The organism is Limimaricola pyoseonensis (assembly GCF_900102015.1).
Classification (GTDB): domain Bacteria; phylum Pseudomonadota; class Alphaproteobacteria; order Rhodobacterales; family Rhodobacteraceae; genus Limimaricola; species Limimaricola pyoseonensis.
Genome location: NZ_FNAT01000011.1, coordinates 57,960 through 80,206, shown reverse-complemented (window position 1 = coordinate 80,206; position 22,247 = coordinate 57,960). Strand labels below are relative to the sequence as shown.

Annotated in this window: 12 protein-coding genes; 5 read left to right on the top strand and 7 right to left on the bottom strand. The window is 71.9% G+C overall.

Translation table 11 applies throughout. From position 1 onward, the window contains the following. Positions 1-446 precede the first annotated feature (446 nt). From BLT43_RS17350 to osmF, 5 genes are all read right to left on the bottom strand, one after another. A complete protein-coding gene (locus BLT43_RS17350; protein WP_090114947.1) occupies positions 447-1,061 on the bottom strand; it encodes a L,D-transpeptidase in 615 nt (204 codons plus the stop codon). Positions 1,062-1,207: 146 nt separating this feature from the next. After that, positions 1,208-1,933: an ABC transporter permease gene (locus tag BLT43_RS17345; RefSeq protein WP_090114945.1), complete on the bottom strand. Its 726-nt coding sequence runs from the start codon at positions 1,931-1,933 to the stop codon at positions 1,208-1,210. After that, positions 1,930-2,877: an ABC transporter ATP-binding protein gene (locus tag BLT43_RS17340; RefSeq protein ID WP_090114943.1), complete on the bottom strand. Its 948-nt coding sequence runs from the start codon at positions 2,875-2,877 to the stop codon at positions 1,930-1,932. The genes BLT43_RS17345 and BLT43_RS17340 overlap by 4 nt, the downstream gene beginning before the upstream one ends. Continuing rightward, positions 2,874-4,055 carry an ABC transporter permease gene (locus tag BLT43_RS17335; RefSeq protein WP_242652340.1) on the bottom strand — a complete coding sequence of 394 codons (1,182 nt, stop codon included), beginning with the start codon at positions 4,053-4,055 and terminating at the stop codon, positions 2,874-2,876. The genes BLT43_RS17340 and BLT43_RS17335 overlap by 4 nt, the downstream gene beginning before the upstream one ends. A 16-nt stretch (positions 4,056-4,071) precedes the next feature. Further along, positions 4,072-4,977 (bottom strand): glycine betaine ABC transporter substrate-binding protein OsmF, encoded by a 906-nt coding sequence (gene osmF / locus BLT43_RS17330; RefSeq protein ID WP_090114941.1) that lies wholly within the window; start codon positions 4,975-4,977, stop codon positions 4,072-4,074. A 225-nt stretch (positions 4,978-5,202) separates the two neighbouring features. On the opposite strand from osmF, the gene BLT43_RS17325 reads away from it, so the two are divergent. The 4 genes from BLT43_RS17325 to malQ are packed head-to-tail and all read left to right on the top strand — an operon-like array spanning position 5,203 to position 14,553. Next, positions 5,203-7,191, top strand: coding sequence for an alpha-1,4-glucan--maltose-1-phosphate maltosyltransferase (locus BLT43_RS17325; protein ID WP_165612654.1), 1,989 nt, complete (start codon positions 5,203-5,205; stop codon positions 7,189-7,191). Next, positions 7,191-10,472 carry a maltose alpha-D-glucosyltransferase gene (gene treS / locus BLT43_RS17320; protein ID WP_090114937.1) on the top strand — a complete coding sequence of 1,094 codons (3,282 nt, stop codon included), beginning with the start codon at positions 7,191-7,193 and terminating at the stop codon, positions 10,470-10,472. Before BLT43_RS17325 ends, treS begins: the two co-directional genes overlap by 1 nt. Further along, positions 10,469-12,691: a 1,4-alpha-glucan branching protein GlgB gene (gene glgB / locus BLT43_RS17315; protein WP_090114935.1), complete on the top strand. Its 2,223-nt coding sequence runs from the start codon at positions 10,469-10,471 to the stop codon at positions 12,689-12,691. The genes treS and glgB overlap by 4 nt, the downstream gene beginning before the upstream one ends. Positions 12,692-12,744: 53 nt before the next feature. Further along, the gene (gene malQ / locus BLT43_RS17310; protein ID WP_090114932.1) at positions 12,745-14,553 is read left to right on the top strand and encodes a 4-alpha-glucanotransferase; all 1,809 of its coding nucleotides are present in this window, start codon (positions 12,745-12,747) and stop codon (positions 14,551-14,553) included. A 139-nt stretch (positions 14,554-14,692) separates the two neighbouring features. Here the strand turns inward: malQ and BLT43_RS17305 are convergent, their stop codons facing one another. Both BLT43_RS17305 and BLT43_RS17300 read right to left on the bottom strand, forming a co-directional pair. Beyond that, positions 14,693-15,673 carry a DMT family transporter gene (locus BLT43_RS17305; RefSeq protein ID WP_090114930.1) on the bottom strand — a complete coding sequence of 327 codons (981 nt, stop codon included), beginning with the start codon at positions 15,671-15,673 and terminating at the stop codon, positions 14,693-14,695. A gap of 130 nt (positions 15,674-15,803) precedes the next feature. Beyond that, positions 15,804-20,912 carry a DUF4011 domain-containing protein gene (locus BLT43_RS17300; RefSeq protein ID WP_090114928.1) on the bottom strand — a complete coding sequence of 1,703 codons (5,109 nt, stop codon included), beginning with the start codon at positions 20,910-20,912 and terminating at the stop codon, positions 15,804-15,806. 160 nt (positions 20,913-21,072) lie between these two features. Here BLT43_RS17300 and BLT43_RS17295 point away from each other — a divergent pair, with 160 nt between their 5' ends. Next, positions 21,073-22,158 (top strand): TRAP transporter substrate-binding protein, encoded by a 1,086-nt coding sequence (locus BLT43_RS17295; RefSeq protein ID WP_090114926.1) that lies wholly within the window; start codon positions 21,073-21,075, stop codon positions 22,156-22,158. The last annotated feature ends 89 nt before the right edge of the window (positions 22,159-22,247 follow it).

The window sequence follows — 22,247 nt, the reverse complement described above, 5'->3', positions numbered from 1 at the left end:
CGTTCGAACCTCTGCACATCGTCCCGGCCGGCTAGGACCGGGACAGTCATCCGTCTTGTGCTTCAGATCTCATAAGAGAACCGAAAGCCGTCCAAGACGGTGAAGCTGACATCTCATCATCGGCCGAAGCCTAGAGACGCGATACACAGACGTTGATCCATCGAAATGAACCCGTGACCGCCCGCATATCTCTTCAGATACTCGCGATGTCAAAGAGCCAACGGAAGAACATCAGAACCAGGCGCCCTAACTCGCGGCGCCCCGCCCTGCCTCATCTTCCGAAGCCCAGCAGCACCTCAGCGCCGCCGGTGAGGGGCCTTCTACGCAGTGCGGCGGGAGGGCGCAAGGGAAAAAATCGGGGGATGCCCGATTTTCTTCACCTGCCTTGGCGGAAAGCGAAAACGCCCCGGCGCGGGCTGCGTCCGGGGCGTTTCGCGAAGCGGCGATCAGGCCAGCTTGGGGTAAAGGAACACGGTCGTCTCGAGCGGCACCCTGTTGTAGAGGTCGATCATGTGGTCGTTGACCAGGCGGGCGCAGCCATTCGAGACGGCGGTGCCGATCGTCGTCGGCGCGTTGGTGCCGTGGATCCGCAGGAAGGTGTCGCGGGTCCCGTCGAAGAGGTAGAGCGCGCGGGCGCCCAGCGGGTTGTCGGGGCCGCCCGGCATGCCGTCCTCGTACTGCTTGTACTTCTCGGGCTCGCGCTCGATCATGTCGGGCGTCGGCGTCCAGCTCGGCCATTCCTTCTTGGCGCCGACCGTAAAGGTGCCCGCCTCATAGAGATCGTCGCGGCCGACGCCGACGCCGTAGCGCATCGCCTTGCCGCCCTCGAGCGTCCAGTAGAGCGCGAAGCGGTTCGGGTCGACATGCAGCTGGCCCGGCGGCATCGAGGCCGGCACGTTCACCAGCTGCGGGCGGAACCGCTCGGGCAGGCCGAAATTGTCGTCCGGCACGACCGGCACGTCCTCGGGATTGACGGTCGCGCCGTCGTCCTGCGCCCAGGCGCGGCCGCCCATGACGCCGAGCGCCGATACCGATGCGATGAAGTGTCGTCTGTCGATCATGTCTCTGCCTCCGTGGAAGAAATCGCCACGCGGCCCGTGGGTTCCACGGCTGCGACGGCTTTTCTCCGATGCTGTCGCGGCTGCCGCGGCAACCGCCTTCCCCGGCGAGATGGCACGGGGGGTGCGGCACCGCAACGCCGCCGCGATCACGCCCGCGTCATGCTCCTGAAGGGCAGCCGCAGCGCCATGTCGACGGCGATCGCCATCAGCGCCACCAGAAGCGCGCCCTGCAGCACGAAGGCGGTGTTGCCCGACTGCAGGCCTGCGACGATCACCTCGCCCAAGCCCACCGCGCCGACGGTGCTGCCGATCGTGGCGGTGCCGATGTTGATGATGGTGGAAAGCCTGAAGCCGGTCAGGATCACCGGCGCGGCGAGCGGCAGCTCGACCCGAGCCAGCACCGCGCCGGGCGGCATCCCCATGCCGCGCGCCGCCTCGCGGGTGGTGGCCGGCACGCCACGCAGACCGGCCACGGTGTTCTCGAACACCGGCAGGAGCCCGTAGGCGCAGAGCGCGATGAAGGTGGGCTCGAAGCCGAAGCCGACGATCGGCACGGCCACGGCGAGCACGGCGATCGGCGGGAAGGTCTGGCCGAGATTGGAGGCCATGCGCGCCAGCGTCATGAACTCGGCGCCGCGCGGCCGGGTGACGAGGATGCCGAGGCCGATGCCGACCACCGCAGCGACCGCCCCCGCCGCCGCGACCAGCACGACGTGCCAGCCGGCCAGCAGCCAGAGCGGCTGGCGGTCGTAGATGACGGTCTGGCCCGGTTCGGCGACGAGGCCGAGCGCCGGGGCGAAGAGGCCCGGCGCGCCGGCCAGCGCCGCGAAGAGCGCCAGCACGAGGCCCAGCGGCACGAGCCGTCCGGTCATGCGCCGCGCCCGCCCACGCGCCAGATGTCGGCGGCGCGGATCTCGCCGACGACGCGGTCATCGCCGTCGATCACCGGCAGGCTGTCGCCGCCCTGCCAGATCAGCCGCGAGGCGGCCTCGCGCAGCGTGTCGCCGGGCCCGACCCACTGGCCGACCGGCGCCGCGCCGGAGGCGGGATGCGCGTATTCGGAGACGCGGTGCAGCGACAGGATGCGCAGCGCCCGGTCGTCGAGCCCGACGAACTGCCGCACGAAGCCCTCGCGCGGGCCGCGCAGCAGGCGTTCGGGCGTGTCGACCTGCAGGATCTTGCCCTGGTCCATCACGGCGATGCGGTCGGCCAGGCGGAAGGCCTCGTCCATGTCGTGGGTGACGAGGATCACCGTGATGCCGCGCCGGCGCTGGATCTGGGCGAACTCCTCCTGCAGGCGGGCGCGGGTCACGGGGTCGAGCGCGCCGAAGGGCTCGTCCATCAGGAGCACCGCCGGTTCCGCCGCCATGGCGCGGGCGACGCCGATGCGCTGCTGCTGGCCGCCCGAGAGCGCGGCGGGGGGCTTGGGGCCGAACTCGTCTGGGTCGAGGCCGAACAGTTCCAGCAGCTCGCGCGTGCGCGCCTCGGTCCGGGCGCGGTCCCAGCCCAGCAGGCGCGGCACGGTGCCGATGTTCTGCGCCACGCTCCAATGCGGGAAGAGGCCGACGCCCTGGATCACGTAGCCGATGCCCTGGCGCAGCTTCTCGGGCGGGGTGGCGGCGGCGTCGAGGCCGTCGATCAGCACGCGGCCCCGGTCCGGCTCGATCAGCCGGTTGAGCATCCGAAGCGTCGTGGACTTGCCGCAGCCCGACGTGCCGACCAGCGCCAGCACCTCGCCCTCGGGCACGGTGAAGCTGAGGTCGTCGACGGCGGTGACGCCGTCGAAGCGCTTGGTCAGGTTCTCGACCTCGATCATCGCGGGCCTCCCCGGTTGAGACTGTCGATGGCGGCGTCGAACAGCACGGTGGCGGCGATCGCCATGGCGACGATCGGCAGGGTGCCCAAGAGCACGAGGTCCATCGCGGTCTGGCCCATGCCGCGGAACACCAGCGTGCCAAAGCCGCCGCCGCCGATCAGAGCGGCCACGGCGGCGAGGCCGATGTTCTGCACCACGACGATGCGGATGCCGGTGAGGATCACCGGCGCGGCGAGCGGCGCCTCGACCTGCCACAGCAGGCGGCGCCGGCCCATGCCCATGCCGCGCCCGGCCTCGCGCAGATGCGCGGGCACGGCGGCGAAGCCGGCCATGGTGTTGGCGACGATCGGCAAGAGCGAATAGAGCGTCAGCGCCACGATCGCCGGGGCGGCGCCGATCCCGGCGACGCCGAGGTCGCGCAGCCCCGGCCATGCGGCGGCGAGCGCGCCCAATGGCACCATCAGGAGGCCGAACATTGCTATGCTGGGCGTGGTCTGCAGCAGGTTCAGCACCGGCACCGCGACGGCGCGGGCGCGCGGCGAAGCGTGGCAGAGCCGGCCCAGCGGCAGGCCGATCAGCAGCGCCGGCACGAGGCTGCCCAGCACCAGCTTGAGATGGCCCGCGAAGGCGGCATCGAAGGCGTCGGCATTGGCGTCGTATTCCTGCAGGATCGACAGCCGGTCGAGCGCGCCCGAGCCCAGCGCCAGCGCCGCCGCGCCGAACACGCCCGCGAGCAGGCCGATCCGGACGAGCGGCGCCAGCGCGAGCCGCGCCGCCGCGTCGGCCGCGGCGAGCGCAAGGAAGGCCAGCGCCACCCAAAAGCCTCCGCCGAGCGAGACGCGGGCGAAATCCGGCGCCTCGGCCATCAGCGCGTTCGCCCCCTGCCCCGCCAGCGCCACCGTCAGCGCCGCGCCCGCCAGCGCCAGCGCCAGCCGCGCCGCCTGCGGCAGCGGCAGGAGCGTCAGCGCCGCGAGGCCGATCAGCGCCGCCCAGCCCAGCGGCTCGGCCCCCACGGTCCCGGGCCGCCACAGCAGGATGCCCTCGCCGCTGACGATGCGGTTGGGCCGGAAGCTCAGGAAGGGCAGCAGGCTGGCGCCCAGCGCCGCAGGCACGGCGAAGACGGCCGCCACGCGCCATGAGGGCGCGCGGCGGTCGCCGGCCGGGATCGCGATGCTCACCGGTGCGGCCGGCCGATCAGTCGATCAGCCCTTCGCTGGTCAGGTAGTCCTCGGCCACCGCCTGCGCGCTCTCGCCGCCGAGCTGGATCCGGGCGTTGAGCGATTGCAGCGTCTCGAGGTCGAGGCCGGCGAAGACCGGCGCCAGCAGCTCCTCGACCTGCGGGTTCTCCTCGAGCGCGGCGCGCCGGATGATCGGCGCGGGCTGGTAGACCGGCTGCACCGACTTGTCGTCCTCCATCACCTTCAGCCCGACCTCGGCGATGGCGCCGTCGGTGCCGTAGACCATGGCGGCGTTGGCGCCGTCGATCTGCTCGGCCGCGGCGCGGATGGTCGCCGCCGTGTCGCCGCCCGACAGGATCACCAGCTGGTCGTTCGACATCTCGAAGCCGTAGGCCGCCTGGAAGGCCGGCAGAGCCGCCTCGGAGTTCACGAACTCCGACGAGGCGGCGAGCGTCACCTGCCCGCCCTCGGACAGGAAGGTCCCGAGATCCGACATGGTGACGAGGCCGTTCTCGTCGGCCACCTCCTCGCGCAGGGCGATCGCCCAGGTGTTGTTCGCAGGCGCGGGCGAGAGCCAGACGATGTCGTTGGTCTCGGCGTCGAGCTTGGCGACCTGCTGGTAGCCGGCCTTGGCGTCGCGCCAGACCTCGCTGTCGGCCTGGTCGAAGAAGAAGGCGCCGTTGCCGGTGTATTCCGGGTAGATGTCGATCTCGCCCGAGGTGATCGCCTGGCGCACGATCGGCGTCGCGCCGAGCGAGATCCGGTCCTCGACCGCGATGCCGGCATCCTCGAGCACCAGCTTGATCATGTTGCCGAGCAGGTTGCCCTCGGTGTCGATCTTGGAGCCGACGACCAGGTCGGCCGAGGCCGCGGTGGCGGTCAGGGCGGTGGTGGCGGCGGCGAGAGCCAGCAGTCTGCGCATGGGTGGTCCTTCCCGGATGGCCGCCGCGGCGGCATGATCATTGCCGCCCGAGGGTAGAGGGCTGACCTCAGGCATCAAGCCTTTATCGCGCGACGTCGCGCGGCTTTTCACGCGAGGCTCACGAAACCGGGAACCGCAACGGGGTCAGGCGGTTGACCTGAGGGTATGACCGACAGGGGAATGACGCGCATGACCAGGCACGAGCCCGGCCGCCGGTGGCGGGACATGGAAAGCGGGCAGGTATTGCAGAACCTCGCAGCCGGCCGGATCTGCATCGAGGGCGTCGATCCGGAGATCGACGCCGGACGCTTCGCCGCCAAGGGCGTCGCCGGACGCCCCTTCACCGTCGAGGCCGACATCTTCGGCGAGGGACATGACAGCATCCGCGCCGCGCTGCTGTGGTGGCGGCAGGACAGCGACGAGGTGCACGAGGCGCCGATGGAGTTCCTCGTCAACGACCGCTGGCGCGGCAGCTTCACCCCGCCCGACAACGCCTATTACCACTACACGCTGATCGCCTGGCGCGACGACTTCCTCAGCTGGCGCAAGGACACCGTCAAGAAGATCGCCGCCGGCCTCGAGGTCGGCGTCGAGGCCGAGATCGGCCACCGGCTGGTCGCGGCCTCGCGCGATCACGCGCCCGAGGGCGAGGCGCGCGACGCGCTCGAGGCGGTGGTGCACGACACCAATCACGGCGAGACCGGCGAGCGGATCGACAAGCTGATGCGCGAGAGCACGCTGGCGCTGATGAAGCGCGCCGGCCGCCGGCTCAACCTCACCCGCCACGAGCGCGACCTGATGCTGTTCGCCGACCGCGAGGCCGCGGCCTTCTCGGCCTGGTACGAGATGTTCCCGCGCTCGGCCGCGAACGGCGAGCGGCACGGCACCTTCCGCGACGTGATCGACCGCCTGCCCTATGTGCAGGATCTCGGCTTCGACGTGCTCTACTTCACGCCGATCCACCCGATCGGGCGCACCAACCGCAAGGGCCGCAACAACTCGCTCACGCCCGAACCCGACAACGTGGGCTCGCCCTATGCCATCGGCTCCGCCGATGGCGGGCACACCGCGCTGCACCCCGAGCTGGGCAGCATCGAGGATTTCGACGCGCTGGTGGCGGCGGCGCGCGACCACGGGCTGGAGATCGCGCTCGACATCGCGCTCAACGCCTCGCCCGACCACCCCTGGATCAAGGAGCATCCCGAGTGGTTCGAGTGGCGGCCCGACGGCTCGATCGCCTATGCCGAGAACCCGCCCAAGAAGTACGAGGACATCGTCAACTTCCGCTACTACATGGAGGATGGCAGCCCCAACACCGCCTACTGGGAGGCGGTGCGCGACATGTTCCTCTACTGGGCCGATCACGGCGTGCTGTGCTTCCGGGTCGACAACCCGCACACCAAGCCCTTCCCGTTCTGGGAGTGGGTCATCGACGAGGTGCGCGCCCGCCATCCCGGCGCGGTCTTCCTGAGCGAGGCCTTCACCCGGCCCAAGATGATGAAGCGGCTCGCCAAGCTCGGCTACAACCAGTCCTACAGCTACTTCACCTGGCGCAACACCAAGGCCGAGCTGACCGAGTACCTGACCGAGCTGACGACCGAGGAATGCCGCCACTACATGCGGCCGAACTTCTTCGTCAACACGCCCGACATCAATCCCTACTTCCTGCAGACCTCGGGCCGCGCCGGCCACCGCATCCGGCTGGCGCTCGCCGCGACGCTGGCGGGCAATTACGGCGTCTACAACGGCTACGAGATCTGCGAGGCCGCGCCGGTGCCGGGCAAGGAGGAGTATCTCGACAGCGAGAAATACGAGCTGAAGGCCTGGGACTTCGACCGCGAGGGCCACATCAAGGACGACATCCGGATGTTGAACCGCGTCCGGCGCGAGCACGCGGCGATGCGCGACTTCACCAACCTGAAGTTCTTCGACGCCCATGACGACGCGGTGCTCTATTACGGCCGCTTCGACCCGGTCGCCGAGAGCTACCTGCTCTTCCACGTGCTGCTCGACCCGCATTCGGGCCGCGAATTCGGCTTCGACGTGCCCCTGTGGGAATTCGGCCTGCCCGACGAGGCCTCGGTCGAGGTGCAGGACGCGGTCCACGGCAACCACTTCACCTGGCACGGCAAGTCGCACCGACTGACGCTCGACCCCGAGAGCCGGCCCTACGCGATCTGGCGACTGATCCCGCCGGGAGGAGCAAGAGACTGATGGATGTGAAGACCGATACCGCAGACGCCGCCGCCGACCCGATCGATCGCAGCCAGCGCGACTGGTACAAGGACGCGGTCATCTACCAGCTGCACGTCAAGGCCTACCAGGACAGCAACGGCGACGGCATGGGCGACTTCGCCGGGCTGATGAGCCGGCTCGACCATGTGCAGGAGCTGGGCGCCACCGCCGTGTGGCTGCTGCCCTTCTACCCCTCGCCGCTGCGCGACGACGGCTACGACATCAAGGAATACACCGAGATCAACCCGCAATACGGCAACATGGACGAGTTCCGCGCCTTCGTGGACGAGGCGCATCGCCGTGGCCTGCGGGTGATCACCGAGCTGGTGATCAACCACACCTCCGACCAGCACGAATGGTTCCAGCGCGCGCGCCGTGCCCCCAAGGGCAGCCCCGAGCGCGACTTCTACGTCTGGTCGGATGACGACGAGAAATGGCCCGAGACGCGGATCATCTTCACCGACACCGAGCCGTCGAACTGGTCCTGGGATCCGGTGGCCGAGCAGTATTACTGGCACCGCTTCTTCTCGCACCAGCCGGACCTGAACTTCGACAACCCCGAGGTCCTCAAGGAGGTGCTCAGGGTCATGCATTTCTGGCTCGACATGGGGGTCGACGGGCTCAGGCTCGACGCGATCCCCTACCTGGTCGAGCGCGACGGCACCAACAACGAGAACCTGCCCGAGACGCATGACGTGCTGAAGGCGATCCGCGCCGATCTCGACGAGCACTACCCCGACCGGATGCTGCTGGCCGAGGCCAACCAGTGGCCCGAGGACACCCGCCCCTATTTCGGCGAGGGCGACGAGTGCCACATGGGCTTCCACTTCCCGCTGATGCCGCGGATGTACATGGCGGTGGCGCAGGAGGACCGGCATCCGATCACCGACATCATCCGCCAGACCCCGGACATCCCCGAGGACTGCCAGTGGGCGATCTTCCTGCGCAACCATGACGAGCTGACGCTTGAGATGGTGACCGACAAGGAGCGCGACTACCTCTGGGAGACCTACGCCGCCGACAAGCGGGCGCGCATCAATCTCGGCATCCGCCGCCGGCTCGCGCCGCTCATGCAGAACGACCGGCGCAAGATCGAGCTTCTGAACTCGCTGCTGCTGTCGATGCCCGGCACGCCGATCCTCTATTACGGCGACGAGATCGGCATGGGCGACAACATCTATCTCGGCGACCGCGACGGCGTGCGCACGCCGATGCAGTGGTCGCCGGACCGCAACGCGGGCTTCAGCCAGGCCGACCCGCAGCGGCTCTACCTGCCGACCATCCAAGACTCGATCTACGGCTTCCAGGCGCTCAACGTCGAGAGCCAGTCCAAGGACCCCTCCTCGCTTCTGAACTGGATGCGGCGGATGGTGCAGGTCCGCGCCAACCACTCGGTCTTCGGGCGCGGCGAGATGAAGCTGCTCTACCCCTCGAACCGCCGGGTGCTGGCCTATATCCGCGAGCTCGACGGCGAGGCGGTGCTCTGCGTCGCCAATCTCGGCCGCGCCGCGCAGGCGGTGGAGATCGACCTCTCGGCCTACCAGGGCCGCGTCCCGATCGAGCTGACCGGCCATTCGGCCTTCCCGCCGATCGGCGCCCTGCCCTATCTCGTGACGCTGCCGGGCTACGGCTTCTACTGGTTCGTTCTGGCCTCCGAGGACCAGGCCCCGTCCTGGCACACGCCGCCGCAGCAGATCCTGCCGGAATTCGTGACGCTGACCACCCGCGACGGCCGCGTCAGCTCGGCGATCTCGGGCCGCGACGGCCGGCTTCTGGGCACGGACGTGCTGCCGAAGTTCCTGCCGCTGCAGCGCTGGTTCGCCGCCAAGGACGAGCGCGTCGGCAAGGTGACGATCCAGCCGCTCTCCGAGATCGGCCACAACGGCGCGCTCGGCATGATCGACGTCGCCGTGGGCGACGAGACGCAGACCTACCTGCTGCCGCTCGCCGCGGTCTGGGGCGAGGACAGCGTCAGCTTCGGCTCCTCGACGCTGGGCTACACCATGGCCAAGCTGCGCAAGGGGCCGCGCGTCGGCGGGCTGATCGACGGCACCGTGGACGAGACGCTGATGGCCGAGCTTCTGGACGCGCTGCGCGCGGGCCACGAGGCCGACACGCCGCGCGGCCGGCTGGTCTTCGCGCCCTCGCCCAACCTCGCCGAGATCGAGGAGCCGGGCGAGCCGCGGCTGCTCAACGTCGAGCAGTCGAACGCCACCGTGGCCTTCTCGGACAAGGTGATCCTGAAGATCTACCGCCGCCTGCGCGCGGGCCTGCAGCCCGACATCGAGGTGACGCGTTTCCTCACCGACGTGGCGGGCTTCGACGGCACGCCGGCCTTTCTGGGCGAGATCGCGCTGCGCCCCGAGGATGGCGAGCCCACCGCGCTCGGCGTCGCCTTCGCCTATGTCGCCAACCAGGGCGACGCCTGGGGGGCGCTCACCAACGCGCTCGACCGGCACCTGCAGGAGACCGAGATCGGCGTCGAGGAGGGCAGCGCGCCGCATCTGACGGTGATGGACGTCGCCGGCACGCTCGGCACCCGCACCGCGCAGATGCACCGGGCGCTGGCGCATCCGACCGACGACCCGGCCTTCGCCTCCGAGCCGCTGGAGGGGGCCGACCTCGCCACGCTTTGCGACGAGGTGCGGGCCGAGACGGTGGCGATGCTTGACCGGCTGAAGGGCCTGCGCGACCTGCCCGAGCGCGCCGCCGAGCACGCGAGGCAGATCCTCGAGCGGCGCGACGCGCTGATCGCCCGGATCGACGCGGTGTCGCGCATGACGCCGTCGGGCCGGCGCACCCGCATCCATGGCGACTACCATCTGGGCCAGGTGCTGATGGCGCAGAACGACGTCATGATCATCGACTTCGAGGGCGAGCCGCGCCGCTCGCTCGAGGAGCGCCGCGCCAAGACCTCGGCGCTGCGCGACGTCGCCGGCATGCTGCGCTCGCTCGACTACGCGGCGCAGTCGGCGCTGCGCTGGGCCGAGGGCTCGGGCGTCGACCGCGACGAGGCCGAGGCCGTGCTCAAGGCCTGGCACGAGGGCGCGGTGCGCGACTTCATGAACGCCTATCACGAGACCATCGCCGGCAGCCCGGCCCACCCCTCGGACGAAAACTTCGCCCGCGCGCTTCTGGACCTCTTCCTGATCCAGAAAGCGGTCTATGAGGTGGGATACGAGCTGGCCAGCCGCCCGGCCTGGGTGGACATCCCGCTGAGCGGCCTGCTCGACCTGATCGACGGAGAGGACCCCCAATGACGACCCAGACGAGCGAGACCCTGCCCGCCACCGCCCCCGACGCCCAACGCGTCGAGGCCATCATCCGCGGCCGGACCGGTGATCCCTTCTCGGTGCTCGGGCCGCATCAACACGACGGCGGCGGCATGGGGCTCACCGTCTTCGCCCCCGACGCGGCCGAGGCGGCCGCCGTCTCGCCCGACGGCGCCGAGATCGCGAAGCTCGTCCGCATCAACCCCGAGGGCGTGTTCTACGCCGAGATGCCCGCGGGCTTCGAGCGTCACACCCCCTACAGGCTGCGGCTGAAGGCCGGCAGCCACGAATGGGAGCGCGAGGACACGTTCCGCTTCGGGCCGGTGCTGGGCGAGATGGACGAGTACCTGATCGCCGAGGGCCGGCACGAGGAGCTCTGGACCCGTCTCGGCGCGCATCCCGTCACCCATGAGGGCGTCGAGGGCGTGGCCTTCGCGGTCTGGGCGCCGAATGCCCGCCGGGTCAGCGTGGTCGGCCATTTCAACGCCTGGGACGGCCGCCGCCACCCGCTGCGCCGCCGGCTGGGCGCCGGGCTGTGGGAGATCTTCGTGCCCGGGCTGCATGCGGGTGACCTCTACAAGTTCGAGATCGTCGGCGCGCATGGCGACCTGCTGCCGCTCAAGGCCGACCCGCTGTCCTTTCGGCAGGAGCACCCGCCCTCCACCGGCTCGATCGTGCATGGCCTGCCGAAATACGACTGGAACGACGGCGAGTGGATGGAGAAGCGCGGCCAGGAGCCGCTGCACAACCAGCCGGTCTCGATCTACGAGGTGCATCTGGGCAGCTGGCGGCGCGGCGCCGAGGGCGAGATCCTCGACTACGACACTCTGGGCGGGCTGCTGGTCGACTACCTGACCGACATGGGCTTCACCCATGTCGAGTTCCTGCCGGTCTCCGAGCATCCCTTCACCGGCTCCTGGGGCTACCAGCCGATCGGGCTCTTCGCGCCGACCTCGCGCTACGGCACGCCCGAGGATTTCGCGGCGATGGTCGACCGGCTGCACCAGGCCGGTCTTGGCGTCATCGTCGACTGGGTGCCCGCGCATTTCCCGACCGACAGCCACGGCCTCGCCAATTTCGACGGCACCGCGCTCTACGAGCACGCCGACCCGCGGCAGGGCTTCCACCAGGACTGGAACACGCTGATCTACAATTTCGGCCGCACCGAGGTGGCGAACTTCCTGCGCGCCTCGGGCACCTTCTGGCTCGACACCTACCACATCGACGCGCTGCGCGTGGATGCGGTAGCCTCGATGCTCTATCTCGACTACTCGCGCAACGAGGGCGAGTGGATCCCGAACCAGTATGGCGGGCGCGAGAACCTCGACGCGATCGAGTTCCTGAAGGGCACCAACTACCAGGTCGAGCACCGCTCGCCCGGCGCCGCCACCATCGCCGAGGAAAGCACCGCCTTTCCCGGTGTCAGCCGCCCGATCAACGACGGCGGGCTCGGCTTCAACTTCAAGTGGAACATGGGCTGGATGCATGACAGCCTCAGCTACATCCAGCAGGACCCGATCCACCGGAAGTTCCATCACCACCAGATGACCTTCTCGATCCACTACGCGTGGTCCGAGAATTTCGTGCTGCCGATCAGCCATGACGAGGTGGTGCACGGCAAAGGGTCGCTGCTAAACAAGATGCCCGGCGACCGCTGGCAGAAATTCGCGAACCTGCGCGCCTATCTCGCCTTCATGTGGACCCATCCGGGCAAGAAGCTTCTCTTCATGGGCTGCGAGTTCGGACAGGAGCGCGAGTGGAACCACGACGTCTCGCTCGACTGGCACCTCCTGGAGGACGAGAAGCACGCCGGCGCGCAGAGCCTCGTGCGCGACCTCAACAAGCTCTACCGCGACGAGCCGGCGCTGCACCGGCTCGACTGCGATCCGGCGGGCTTCGAATGGGTCGATGGCGGCGACACCGAGCGTTCGATCTTCGCCTTCCTGCGCAAGGCCGAAAGCGGCACCCGCCCGGCGCTGGTGATCTCCAACATGACGCCGGTGGTGCGAGAGGACTACCGCGTCGGCGTGCCCGAGGGCGGCGACTGGAAAGAGGTGCTGAACTCGGATGCCGGGATCTACGGCGGCTCGGATGTCGGCAACGCCAACGTCCTCTCCGCCCGGCAGGAGGAAAGCCATGGCCGCAGCTTCTCGCTGTCGCTGACGCTGCCGCCGCTGGCGACCATCGTGCTGGTGCCGGAACGCTGACGCATCGGGGCCGGCGCCGCCGGCCCCTCACCCCCACGCCGACCGGAGGCTCGATGTCCGACCTCGCCGCGCTGAGCCGTCACCACGGCCTGACCACCGAATACGACGACCCCGCCGGCGGCACCCGCCCGGTGCCCGACGCGACGCTGCGGCTGATCCTCGAGAAGATCGGCGTCGACCCCGACGCCGCGCCCGGGGGCGAGGCCGCCGCGACCCGCATGGAGGTGCCCGACGGGGGCGTTTGCCACCTGCCCGGCTGGCTGGAGAACGCCCCCGCCTGGGGGCTGTTCTGCCAGCTCTACGAGCTGCGCTCGGCCCGCAACCACGGCATCGGCGATTTCGCCGACCTCGCGCAGATGGCGCGCATCGCCGGCCGCGCGGGCGCCGACTTTCTGGGCGTGAACCCGCTGCACGCGCTGTTCCTGGCCGATCCCGGCCTGCGCAGCCCCTTCTCGCCCTCCTCGCGCAGCTTCCTCAACCCGGTCTACATCGCGCTCGACCTGCTGCCCGGCCACGACCCCGCCGACATCGACGGCGCCGCGCTGCGCGCGGGCGATCTCGTCGATTACGACGCCGTGGTGCCCGCCAAGCTCGAGGCGCTGCGCGTGGCGCATCGCCGGCAGGCCTTCGACGGCGACGAGGCGGCCTTCGAAGCCTTCGTGGAGCGTGGCGGCGCGCCGCTGCGGCGGCACGCGCTGTTCGAGGCGCTGTCACTGGCCATGGCGGCCGAGGGGCACGGCGCCGGCTGGCGCGGCTGGCCCGAGGCGATGCGCGACGTCGAAAGCCCGGAGGTCGGTGCCTTCGCCGAGGATCATGCCGACGAAATCCGCTTTCACCTCTGGCTGCAATGGCGCGCCGCGACCCAACTCGACGCCGCGATGGCGGCGGCGCGCGAGGCGGGGATGCGGATCGGGCTCTATCTCGACCTCGCCGTAGGCGAGGCGCCGGACGGCTCGGCCAGCTGGGGCGGCGGCGAGGTGCAGATGACCGGCCTGTCGGTCGGCGCGCCGCCCGACGTCTTCGCGGCCGAGGGCCAGAATTGGGGCCTGTCGGCCTTCAACCCCGGCGCGCTGGCGACGCGCGACTTCGCGCCGTTCCGCGACATGATCGACGCCCAGCTCGCCCATGCCGGCGCGCTCCGGATCGATCACGCCATGGCGCTGTGGCAGCTCTTCCTGATCCCAGAGGGCGAGAGCGCGGCCGCCGGCGCGCATCTGCGCTACCCCTTCGCCGAGCTGCTGCGCGTGCTGGCCGCCGAGAGCCATGCCCGCGAGGCGGTGGTGATCGGCGAGGATCTGGGCTTCGTGCCGCCGGGCTTCCGCGAGGCGATGCGCGCGGCCAATATCCTGAGCTACTCGATCCTCTACTTCGAGAAGGACGGCGACCGTTTCCTGCCGCCGGACGCCTACCGCCGGCGGGCACTGGCCTGCCTGTCCACACACGACCTGCCGGTGCTGTCGCGCTGGTGGGCGGGCGAGGACATCGCGCTGCGGCGCGAGCTGGGGCTGGTCGGCCCCGAGGACAGCGCGGCCCATGCCAAGGGCCGGGCCCGCGAACGCCGCGCCCTGCTCGATGCGCTGCGCCGCGCCGGCGCGCTGCGCGGGCGGCTCCCGCGCGAGCGCGAGATGCCGCGCGAGGTGCTGGTCGCGGCCTACCGCTTCCTCGCCCGCACGCCCTGCCTGCTGGCCGGGGTGCGGCTGGCCGACCTCGTGGGCCCGGCCGCGCCGACCAACATGCCCGGCACGGTCGACAGCTATCCCAACTGGCAGCCGCGCGCGCCGCTCGACCTCGATGAGATCGCCGCACATCCGGACTTTCGCGCCGTCACCGCGACGATGCGGCGCGAACGTCCGCGCGGCTGAGCCAAGGCGGTCGGGCGCCGCTTCGAAGGGCTGGCCCGACCCCAAGACACGGCTTCGCGCGAAGCATTAGGTTAAACGCATAACTTACTGAATTGAAATATCAATACCCCGGAGAGGCACGGCCGCTCCGGGGCCCGCTTCAGCCCTGCGCTTCGAGCGACTGGCCGGCTTCGGTGGCCCGGTCTTCACCGCGGCCGGCGACGCGTTCGCGATGCACCACATAGGCGCCCGAGGCGAGGATGATCGCGGTGCCCGCGACCGTCACGAGGTCCGGCAGGTCGCCGAACACCACGAAGCCCAGCAGCGTCGCGCCGACGATCTCGAGATACTGGAACGGCGCCAGGAGCCCGGCCTCGCTGCGCCGGAACGCCTCGGCGATCAGCAGGAAGGTCGCGGCCGAGACCATCCCCGCCGCCGGGATCAACGCCCAGATCCAGCCCGCCGCCGCGAAGGCGCGGACATCGAGCAGGCCGGTCGCGGCCAGCGCGCCGACCAGGCCCGCCGCCAGCACCGCGCCGTAGATCGTCGCGCCGAGCTGGATCGTGAGCGCCGAGCGGGTCCTGGCGGCCGAGCGCATGATGATGACGTTGAGCGCGTAGCCCACCGCCGCGCCGAGCGGCAGCAGCGCCGCCGGAGTGAAGCCCGCGAAGCCCGGCCGGATCACCACCAGCGCGCCGATGAAGCCGACGCCGACGGCGGCGTAGCGGCGCGGGCCGATCCGCTCGCCCAGAAGCGGCCCGGCCAGCAGCACCAGCACCAGCGGCTCGACGAAGAAGATCGCGATCGCGGTGGCGATGGGCATGGTGGCGAAGGCACCGACGAGGCAGCCCAGCGACACCACCGAGCACAGCCCCGAGGCGGCCAGCACCGGCGAGAAGGCGCGCCCGCGCAGGCGGTGCCTCAAGAATGCCGCCAGCGCCAGCATCACCAGCATCTGCATCGCCAGCCGCCAGGCCACCACCTCGATCGCGGCGATCTCGCGGGTCAGCAGCTTGGACAGCGTGTCGCCCACAGGCAGGAGCGCCATGGCCAGCACCATCAGCGCGATGCCGGCGCCGGTCTCGCCCGTGGGGCCGTGGCGCGGCGGGGCCACCGGTCTTCTGGAACGCGGTCTGATCATGGCGGCACCTCCGCATAGGCGCGGAGACGGCGCTCCGCGACTGTCCGGGCGTCCAGGACGGATCGGGAAGACGGTCCACCCGGCCGGCGACGCCATCGCCGGGCCGGCCTGCGTGGGCCGTTCCCTACCGCTAGGGGCGCGTGCCGCCCGGGTCAACCCCCGGTGCCGGCAGCGCGCGCGGCGCGGGCCGCTCGGCGGCGCGGCGCGCGCGGGCGGCGGCCAGGGTCGCGGCCAGGTCGCGGTCGATCCGCTCCAGCACCTCGCGCGGCGAGCGGAACCAGTCGGTCGACCAGATCCGCAGGATGGTCCAGCCCAGCCCCTCGAGCACCTGCTGGCGCAGCCGGTCGCGGTCGCGCGCCGTGGCGGCCGAATGGTAGCGCGCGCCGTCGCATTCGACCCCCGCGAGATAGGCCCCGGCGCGGTCGGGGTCGACCACGGCGAGGTCGATCCGGAAGCCCGAGACGCCGACCTGCGTGCGCACCTCCCAGCCGAGGCTTTCGAGCGCGTCGGCCACGGCGGCCTCGAACGGGCTTTCGGCCGGGCCGAGGCTGCCCTTGTCGCGCGCCGGCAGCGCCGCGGCGCCGCGATCCGCGTAGTCGAGGAACGCCTTGAGGTCGGCCACGCCGCGCGCGCGGGTGCGGGCGATGTCGATGTCGGACGGGTCGAGCGAGGCGAAGACATGCATCTCGCGCCGCGCGCGGGTGATCGCGACGTTGAGCCGCCGCTCGCCGCCCTCGCCGTTCAGCGCGCCGAAGTTCATGCTGAGCCGCCCCTCCGCGTCGGGGCCGTAGGTGACGGAGAACAGGATCACGTCGCGCTCGTCGCCCTGGATGTTCTCGAGGTTCTTAACGATCACCGGCTCCTCGCGCGCCTCGTCGAAGGCCCATTCCAGCTCGGGCGCGTCGCGGCGCATGGCGTCGATCAGGTCGAGGATCAGCGCCTGCTGCTCGCCGTTGAAGGTGATGACGCCAAGGCTCGGGCGCGCGTCCTCAGGCAGGCCGGTCCACTCGGCCAGCCGCGCCCGCAGATGCGCGACCACGGCGCGCGCCTCGTCGGGGTTGGTGCGCGCGCGACCCCGGCCGTAGCGCCCCTCGACCCGGTGCAGCCGCAGCGCCTCGCCCCGCCCGCCGGGCGAGGGGAAGGTGACGAGGCCGCCATCGTAATACATGTGGTTCGAGAACGCGATCAGCGCCTCGTCGCGCGAGCGGTAGTGCCAGTCGAGCCGCCGCACCGGCAGCCCCGCCGCCACCGCCTCGTCGAGGATCGAGGGCAGGTCGCGCAGCGCGTCGGGGCTGTCGTCCTCCTCCTCGCCGGGCTCGGCGCGACCGAAGAAGTCGGTCGGCGGCAGCTGCTTGGGGTCGCCCACCACGATCGCCTGCCGGCCGCGCGCGATGGCGCCGATCGCGTCCCAGGTGGTGATCTGGCTCGCCTCGTCGAAGATCACCACGTCGAAGCCCGGATGGTCCGGCGGCAGGTACTGCGCGACCGAGAGCGGCGACATCAGCACGCAGGGCGCCAGCCGCGGCAGGGTGTCGGGGATCTGCGACAGCAGCTGCCGGATCGGCAGCGAGGGGCGGCGCAGCGAAAGCTGGTGGCGCAGCACGCCAAGCTCGGAGTCGCGCGGCGCCGCGTCGCGCGCGGGCAACTCGCCCGCGATCCGGCGCAGCACCTCGCCCGACGCCAGCGCCTGCGCGCGCGCGTCGAGATCGGCGAAGCGGGCGATCAGGTCCTCCTGCGCCCAATGCGCGAAGTCGCGCAGCACCGGGTCGGCATCCATGGCGCGCGGCAGCCACCAGGCGGCATAGGCGGCGGCGAAGGCGTCCTCGGCCGGCCGGTCGAGCCGCTCGGCTTCCAGCGCCTCGACCAGCGGCGCGAGGCCGACAGCGCGGGCCTGTGCGCGCGCGGCGTTCCAGCGGGTGCGGTCGGCGATGGCGGCGGGGCGGTCGCACAGGCCGCGCAGCGCCCGGGCCAGCGTCTCGGGCGCGGCGCGGGCCGGCAGCGCGCCGCCCGCGGCGGTGAAGGCGTCGCGGGCCGGCGCCAGCGCGGCCTCGGCCTGGGCCAGTCCGCGAAGGGCCTCCTGCCCGGCTGGAAGCACGCCGCGTTCGAGGCCGAGCCGGTCCAGCGCGGCTTCGAGCCCGGCGCGGCGCTCGAGGGCCGCGTCGAGAGCGGCGAGATCGGCCTCGCCCGGCAGCGCCGCGTCCGGAACCAGCGGGTTGGCGGCCAGACGTGCGCGCGCCGCGCGCAGCCGGCGCAGCGCGGCAAGATCGGTCTCGGGGTCGGCCTCGCCGGACGTGGCGTGGCGCTGCAGCCGCGCCCGGATCTTGCGGGCGGCCAGAACCGAGCCCGGCCAGAAGCTTTCCTGCGCCGCCTGCCAGCCCTGGTCGAGCGCATCGAGCGGGATCTCCTCGACCCGGTCGACCGGGTACTGTGCCGAAAGCCGGGCGCGGGCGCCGCGCATCAGGGCGGCGGCGGCCTCGAGATCGGCGCGCAGGTCGCGCAGCTCGGCCAGCGGCCGGTCGGGCAGCGGGTCGGGCGCGGCGGCAAGCGCCGCGAGATCGGCCAGCGCCTGCGGCTCCGTCCCCGGGCCCGCCCCCAGCGCCGCCCGCGCCGCCGACAGGGTGGCCGCCTGCGCCTCGAGCGCATCGGCCAGCGCCGCGGCGGCGTCGAGGAAACCCTCCTGCCAGGCGAAGGACCAGTCGCGCGCCGCGATGAGGGACGCGGCCGGCCCGCGCGGGGCGATCGCGTGCAGACGCCCCAGTTCGGCCGACAGGTCGCGCAGGCGCGCGTAGCTCTCAGTGTCATGCGCGTCGGGCCCCGCGAAGGACAGCCGCAGCCCCGGCGCGCCATCGGCGATCCGGCCGATGGCGTCGAACACCGAAAAGCCTTGCGCGCCGGGACGGTGCAGCGCCGCGGCATAGGCGTTGAGCGCGTCACGGCTTTCGGCCAGCGCTGCGTTGGTGCGGCCCCAGTCGCGGGCGCTGCCGGGCGCGGCCCTGTTCCAGGCGCGGCCGAGCTGAGCCAGCACCGCGCCACGCTCGGCCCGGCTGGAATGTAGCGCGAGGCAGGCCTCGGCCAGCCCGTGCGCGGCGAGGCGGCGGTGCACGACCTCGAGCGCCGCGGCCTTCTCGGCCACGAAAAGCACGGTCCGGCCCTGCGACAGGCACTGGGCGACGATGTTGGCGATGGTCTGGCTCTTGCCGGTGCCGGGCGGGCCGATCAGCACGAAGTCGCGCCCCTGCCCGGCCGCCGCCACGGCAGCGAGCTGGCTGCTGTCGGCGGGCAGCGGTGTGACCAGGTCGCCGGGCGCGAGCCGCGTGTCGAGGTCGCGCGGCGCCAGCGGCGGATCGCCCGCCTCGGCCTGCGCCGCACCGTCGAGCAGGCGGCCGACCAGCGGGCTCTCGCGCAGGCTTTCGCCGCGCGCGGCGAGGTCCTTCCACATCAGGAACTTGGCGAAGGAGAAGGTGGAGAGCGACAGGCTCTCGACCAGCTCGAAGCCAGGCCGCCCGCCCAGCGCGGCGCGGATCAGGTCGAAGACGCGCGGCAGGTCGATGCCGCTCTCGTCGCGCTGCAGCTCGCCCGAGAGGCCCGGCACGCGGATGCCGAAATCGCGCGACAGCAGCTCCAGAAGCGTCGCGTTCACCACCGGCCCGTCCTCGTGCTGCGCGAGGCGGAACTCCTCGCGCGCGGCGCGACGCTCGAGCCGCACCGGGATCAGCAGCACCGGCGCGAGATGCGTGCCGCTCTCGCCCTCGCGACGCCAGCGCAGGAGCCCGGCGGCGAGGAACAGCGTGTTCGCGCCGCCCTCCTGCAGGTCGGCGCGGGCGCGGCGCCAGAGCCGGACGAGGCGCGCGCGCATCTCCGTCTCGGCCAGCGGCACGGCGATCCGGCCGCGCGCCTGCGCGGCGCGGGCGGCATCGGGGGGCGTCTCCTCGGTGCCCAGCGCGACCGGCACGACGGTGCTGCCGGCCGCCAATCTGTCTTCGAGCCCGGCGATGTCGGGGCAGTCGAGCGGCAGCGCCGAGCGCCCCTCGCGGAAGTTCAGGAGCCGGTTGCGCAGCGACAGGTCCAGAAGCCGCCGCTGCCAGCGCTCCAGCCGCCCCTCGGGCGTGGCCGCGTCGGGCTCGGGGGCGACGATCGGCAGGTCGGCGGGGCCGGGCGGCTCTGGCAGCGGCGCGGGCGCGCCCGGGCTCGCCCCCTCGCCCTCGGCCGCCTCGCCCGCCAGCGGCGCGATCCCGGCGGCGCGGGCCTGAGCGACGTCGATGGCGGCGATGAAGTCGGGCTCGCGGTCCTCGTCGAGCAGCGCCCGGCCGGCGGCGCGCGCCTCGGCGAAGCCCGCGGCGGGCCGCCGGCCCAGCAGCGCCGGGTCGAGGGCCAGCACCTCGCGCGCCGCCACGGCGCGGCGCAGCGCGACGGCGTCGGTCTCGACCAGCGCGCCGCTGCCGGGCAACAGCCGCAGGCCGACCCATGGCCGGTCCTGCGCAACGAAGACCAGCGCGGGCAGCCCCGCCGCCTCGAAGGCGGCCGCCAGGAGCACCGAGAGGTCGAGCGCGGTCGCGGCCCCCGCCGCACGCAGCGCGGCGGGCGCCGGCAGGCGCTGCCCCTCGATCGCGAAGCGGGGGCTGAGCGGCGTGCAGGCCAGCCCCCAGCCGCCGGCCGCCGACCAGATCGCCGCGGCGGCCTCGAACGCGGCGGCGGGATCCCGCGGCGCGCCGCCGCCCAGCGCCGGGCCGCGCCCCGCCCCGGCCAGGAGGCGCGAGGCGGTTTCCAGCAGGTCGGCCACCGCGGGGTCGCCGGGCCGGGCGAAGGCGGGCAGGAGATGCGCCATCTCGCCCATGCCGCCCCAGTGATCGGGCGCGAGCAGCGTCATCACGTGAACGGCGCGGGCCACCACCCTGCCCTCCGCGACCAGCTCGGCCGAAAGCCGCACCGGCCCGGCCGCCTCGGGGTCGTGCAGAAGGCCGGGGTCGAGCGCGAGGCCGAGATCGGTGAGGCGCCGCGTCTCGCCCGGCTCCAGAGGACCGATCTCCCATTCGCGCGGGGCGATCACGGCCGGCTCGGCCGAGAGCCGCAGCCCGGCCGCCTCGATCGGCGCGGTGCCGGTGGCGGTCACGCCGAGCGCGCGCAGCAGCCGCACGCCCCCCTGCAACGAGGCCGCCCCGATCCGGCGGCTGGCGTCGATCTCGATCTCGGCCCGCGCGGCAAGCGCCGGGGCGGGGTGCGGGGGCGCGGGGTTCGTCATCCGTTCTTCTCCTGCTCGGCGCGACATGAATCGATTTGCCAAGCAGCGTCAACCGGCTCGCCGCCACGGCGCTCTGGACAAGCGCCGGGACGCTTGGTTTACCTTGCGCCCGGAACGGCCGCGGAGGGACGGCCGGTCAGACGACAACAGGGAGACACGCGTGGATCGTCGTTCATTCATCACCAAGGCCGGCCTCGGCGCGGGCGCCGCGGCGCTCGCCGCGCCGGCCGTCGCGCAGGGCAACATCACCTGGCGCATGGTCACCACCTGGCCCAAGAACTTCCCGGGCCTCGGCGTCGGCGCGCAGCGCCTCGCGGACCGCATCACCGCCGCTTCGGGCGGCCGGCTGACCATCCAGGTCTACTCGGCCGGCGAACTGGTGCCGCCGCTGCAGTCGCTCGACGCGGTGATCGACGGCACCGCCGAGATGTCGCACTCGGCCGCCTATTACTGGCAGAACAAGTCGGCGGCGCTGAACTTCTTCACCGGCGTGCCCTACGGCATGACCTCGGGCGAGCTCGCGGGCTGGATGCGCCACATGGGCGGCCAGGAGCTGTGGGACGAGGTCTACGACCAGTTCGGCGTCAAGGGCTTCCTGTCGGGCAACACCGGCACCCAGGCCGGCGGCTGGTTCCGCGAGGAGGTGACTGGCCTCGACAGCCTCAAGGGCCTGCGCTTCCGCACCCCGGGCCTCGGCGGCCGGGTCTGGGAAAAGCTCGGCGTCACCGCGACCAACATGGCGGCGGGCGAGATCTTCCAGGCGCTGCAGTCGGGCACGCTCGATGCGGCCGAGTTCGTCGGCCCCTACAACGACCTGGCTCTGGGCTTCCACCAGGTGGCCAAGAACTACTACTTCCCCTCCTTCGTGGAGCCGGGCCTCGCGACCGAGTTGGTGGTCGACAAGGCGAAGTACACCGAGCTGCCCGAGGACCTGCAGGCGATCATCCGTGACGTGTCGCAGGCCGAGTACGACATGGTCGCCTCGGACTTCGCCGCCAACGACCCGCGCGCGCTGCAGACGCTGGTGAACGAGCACGGCGTCAACGTGGCGCAGTTCCCCGAAGAGGTGCTCAAGGCCGCGGCCGACGCCTCGAAGGAGGTGCTGACCGAGCTGCGCGACGGCGGCGACGACCTGACCAAGCGCACCACCGAGAGCTTCATCGAGTCGCTCAAGCTGCTGCGCACCAAGGGCGAGACCGCGGATTCGAACTTCATCCGCGCGCGCCAGCAGTATTTCGACATGTGACCGGATGGCCCCCGGGGGCCGTCCTGCGCGAATGACAGCGCCCGCCGGGAAACCGGCGGGCGTTTTTTCGTGCCCCGCGCGGGCGCATG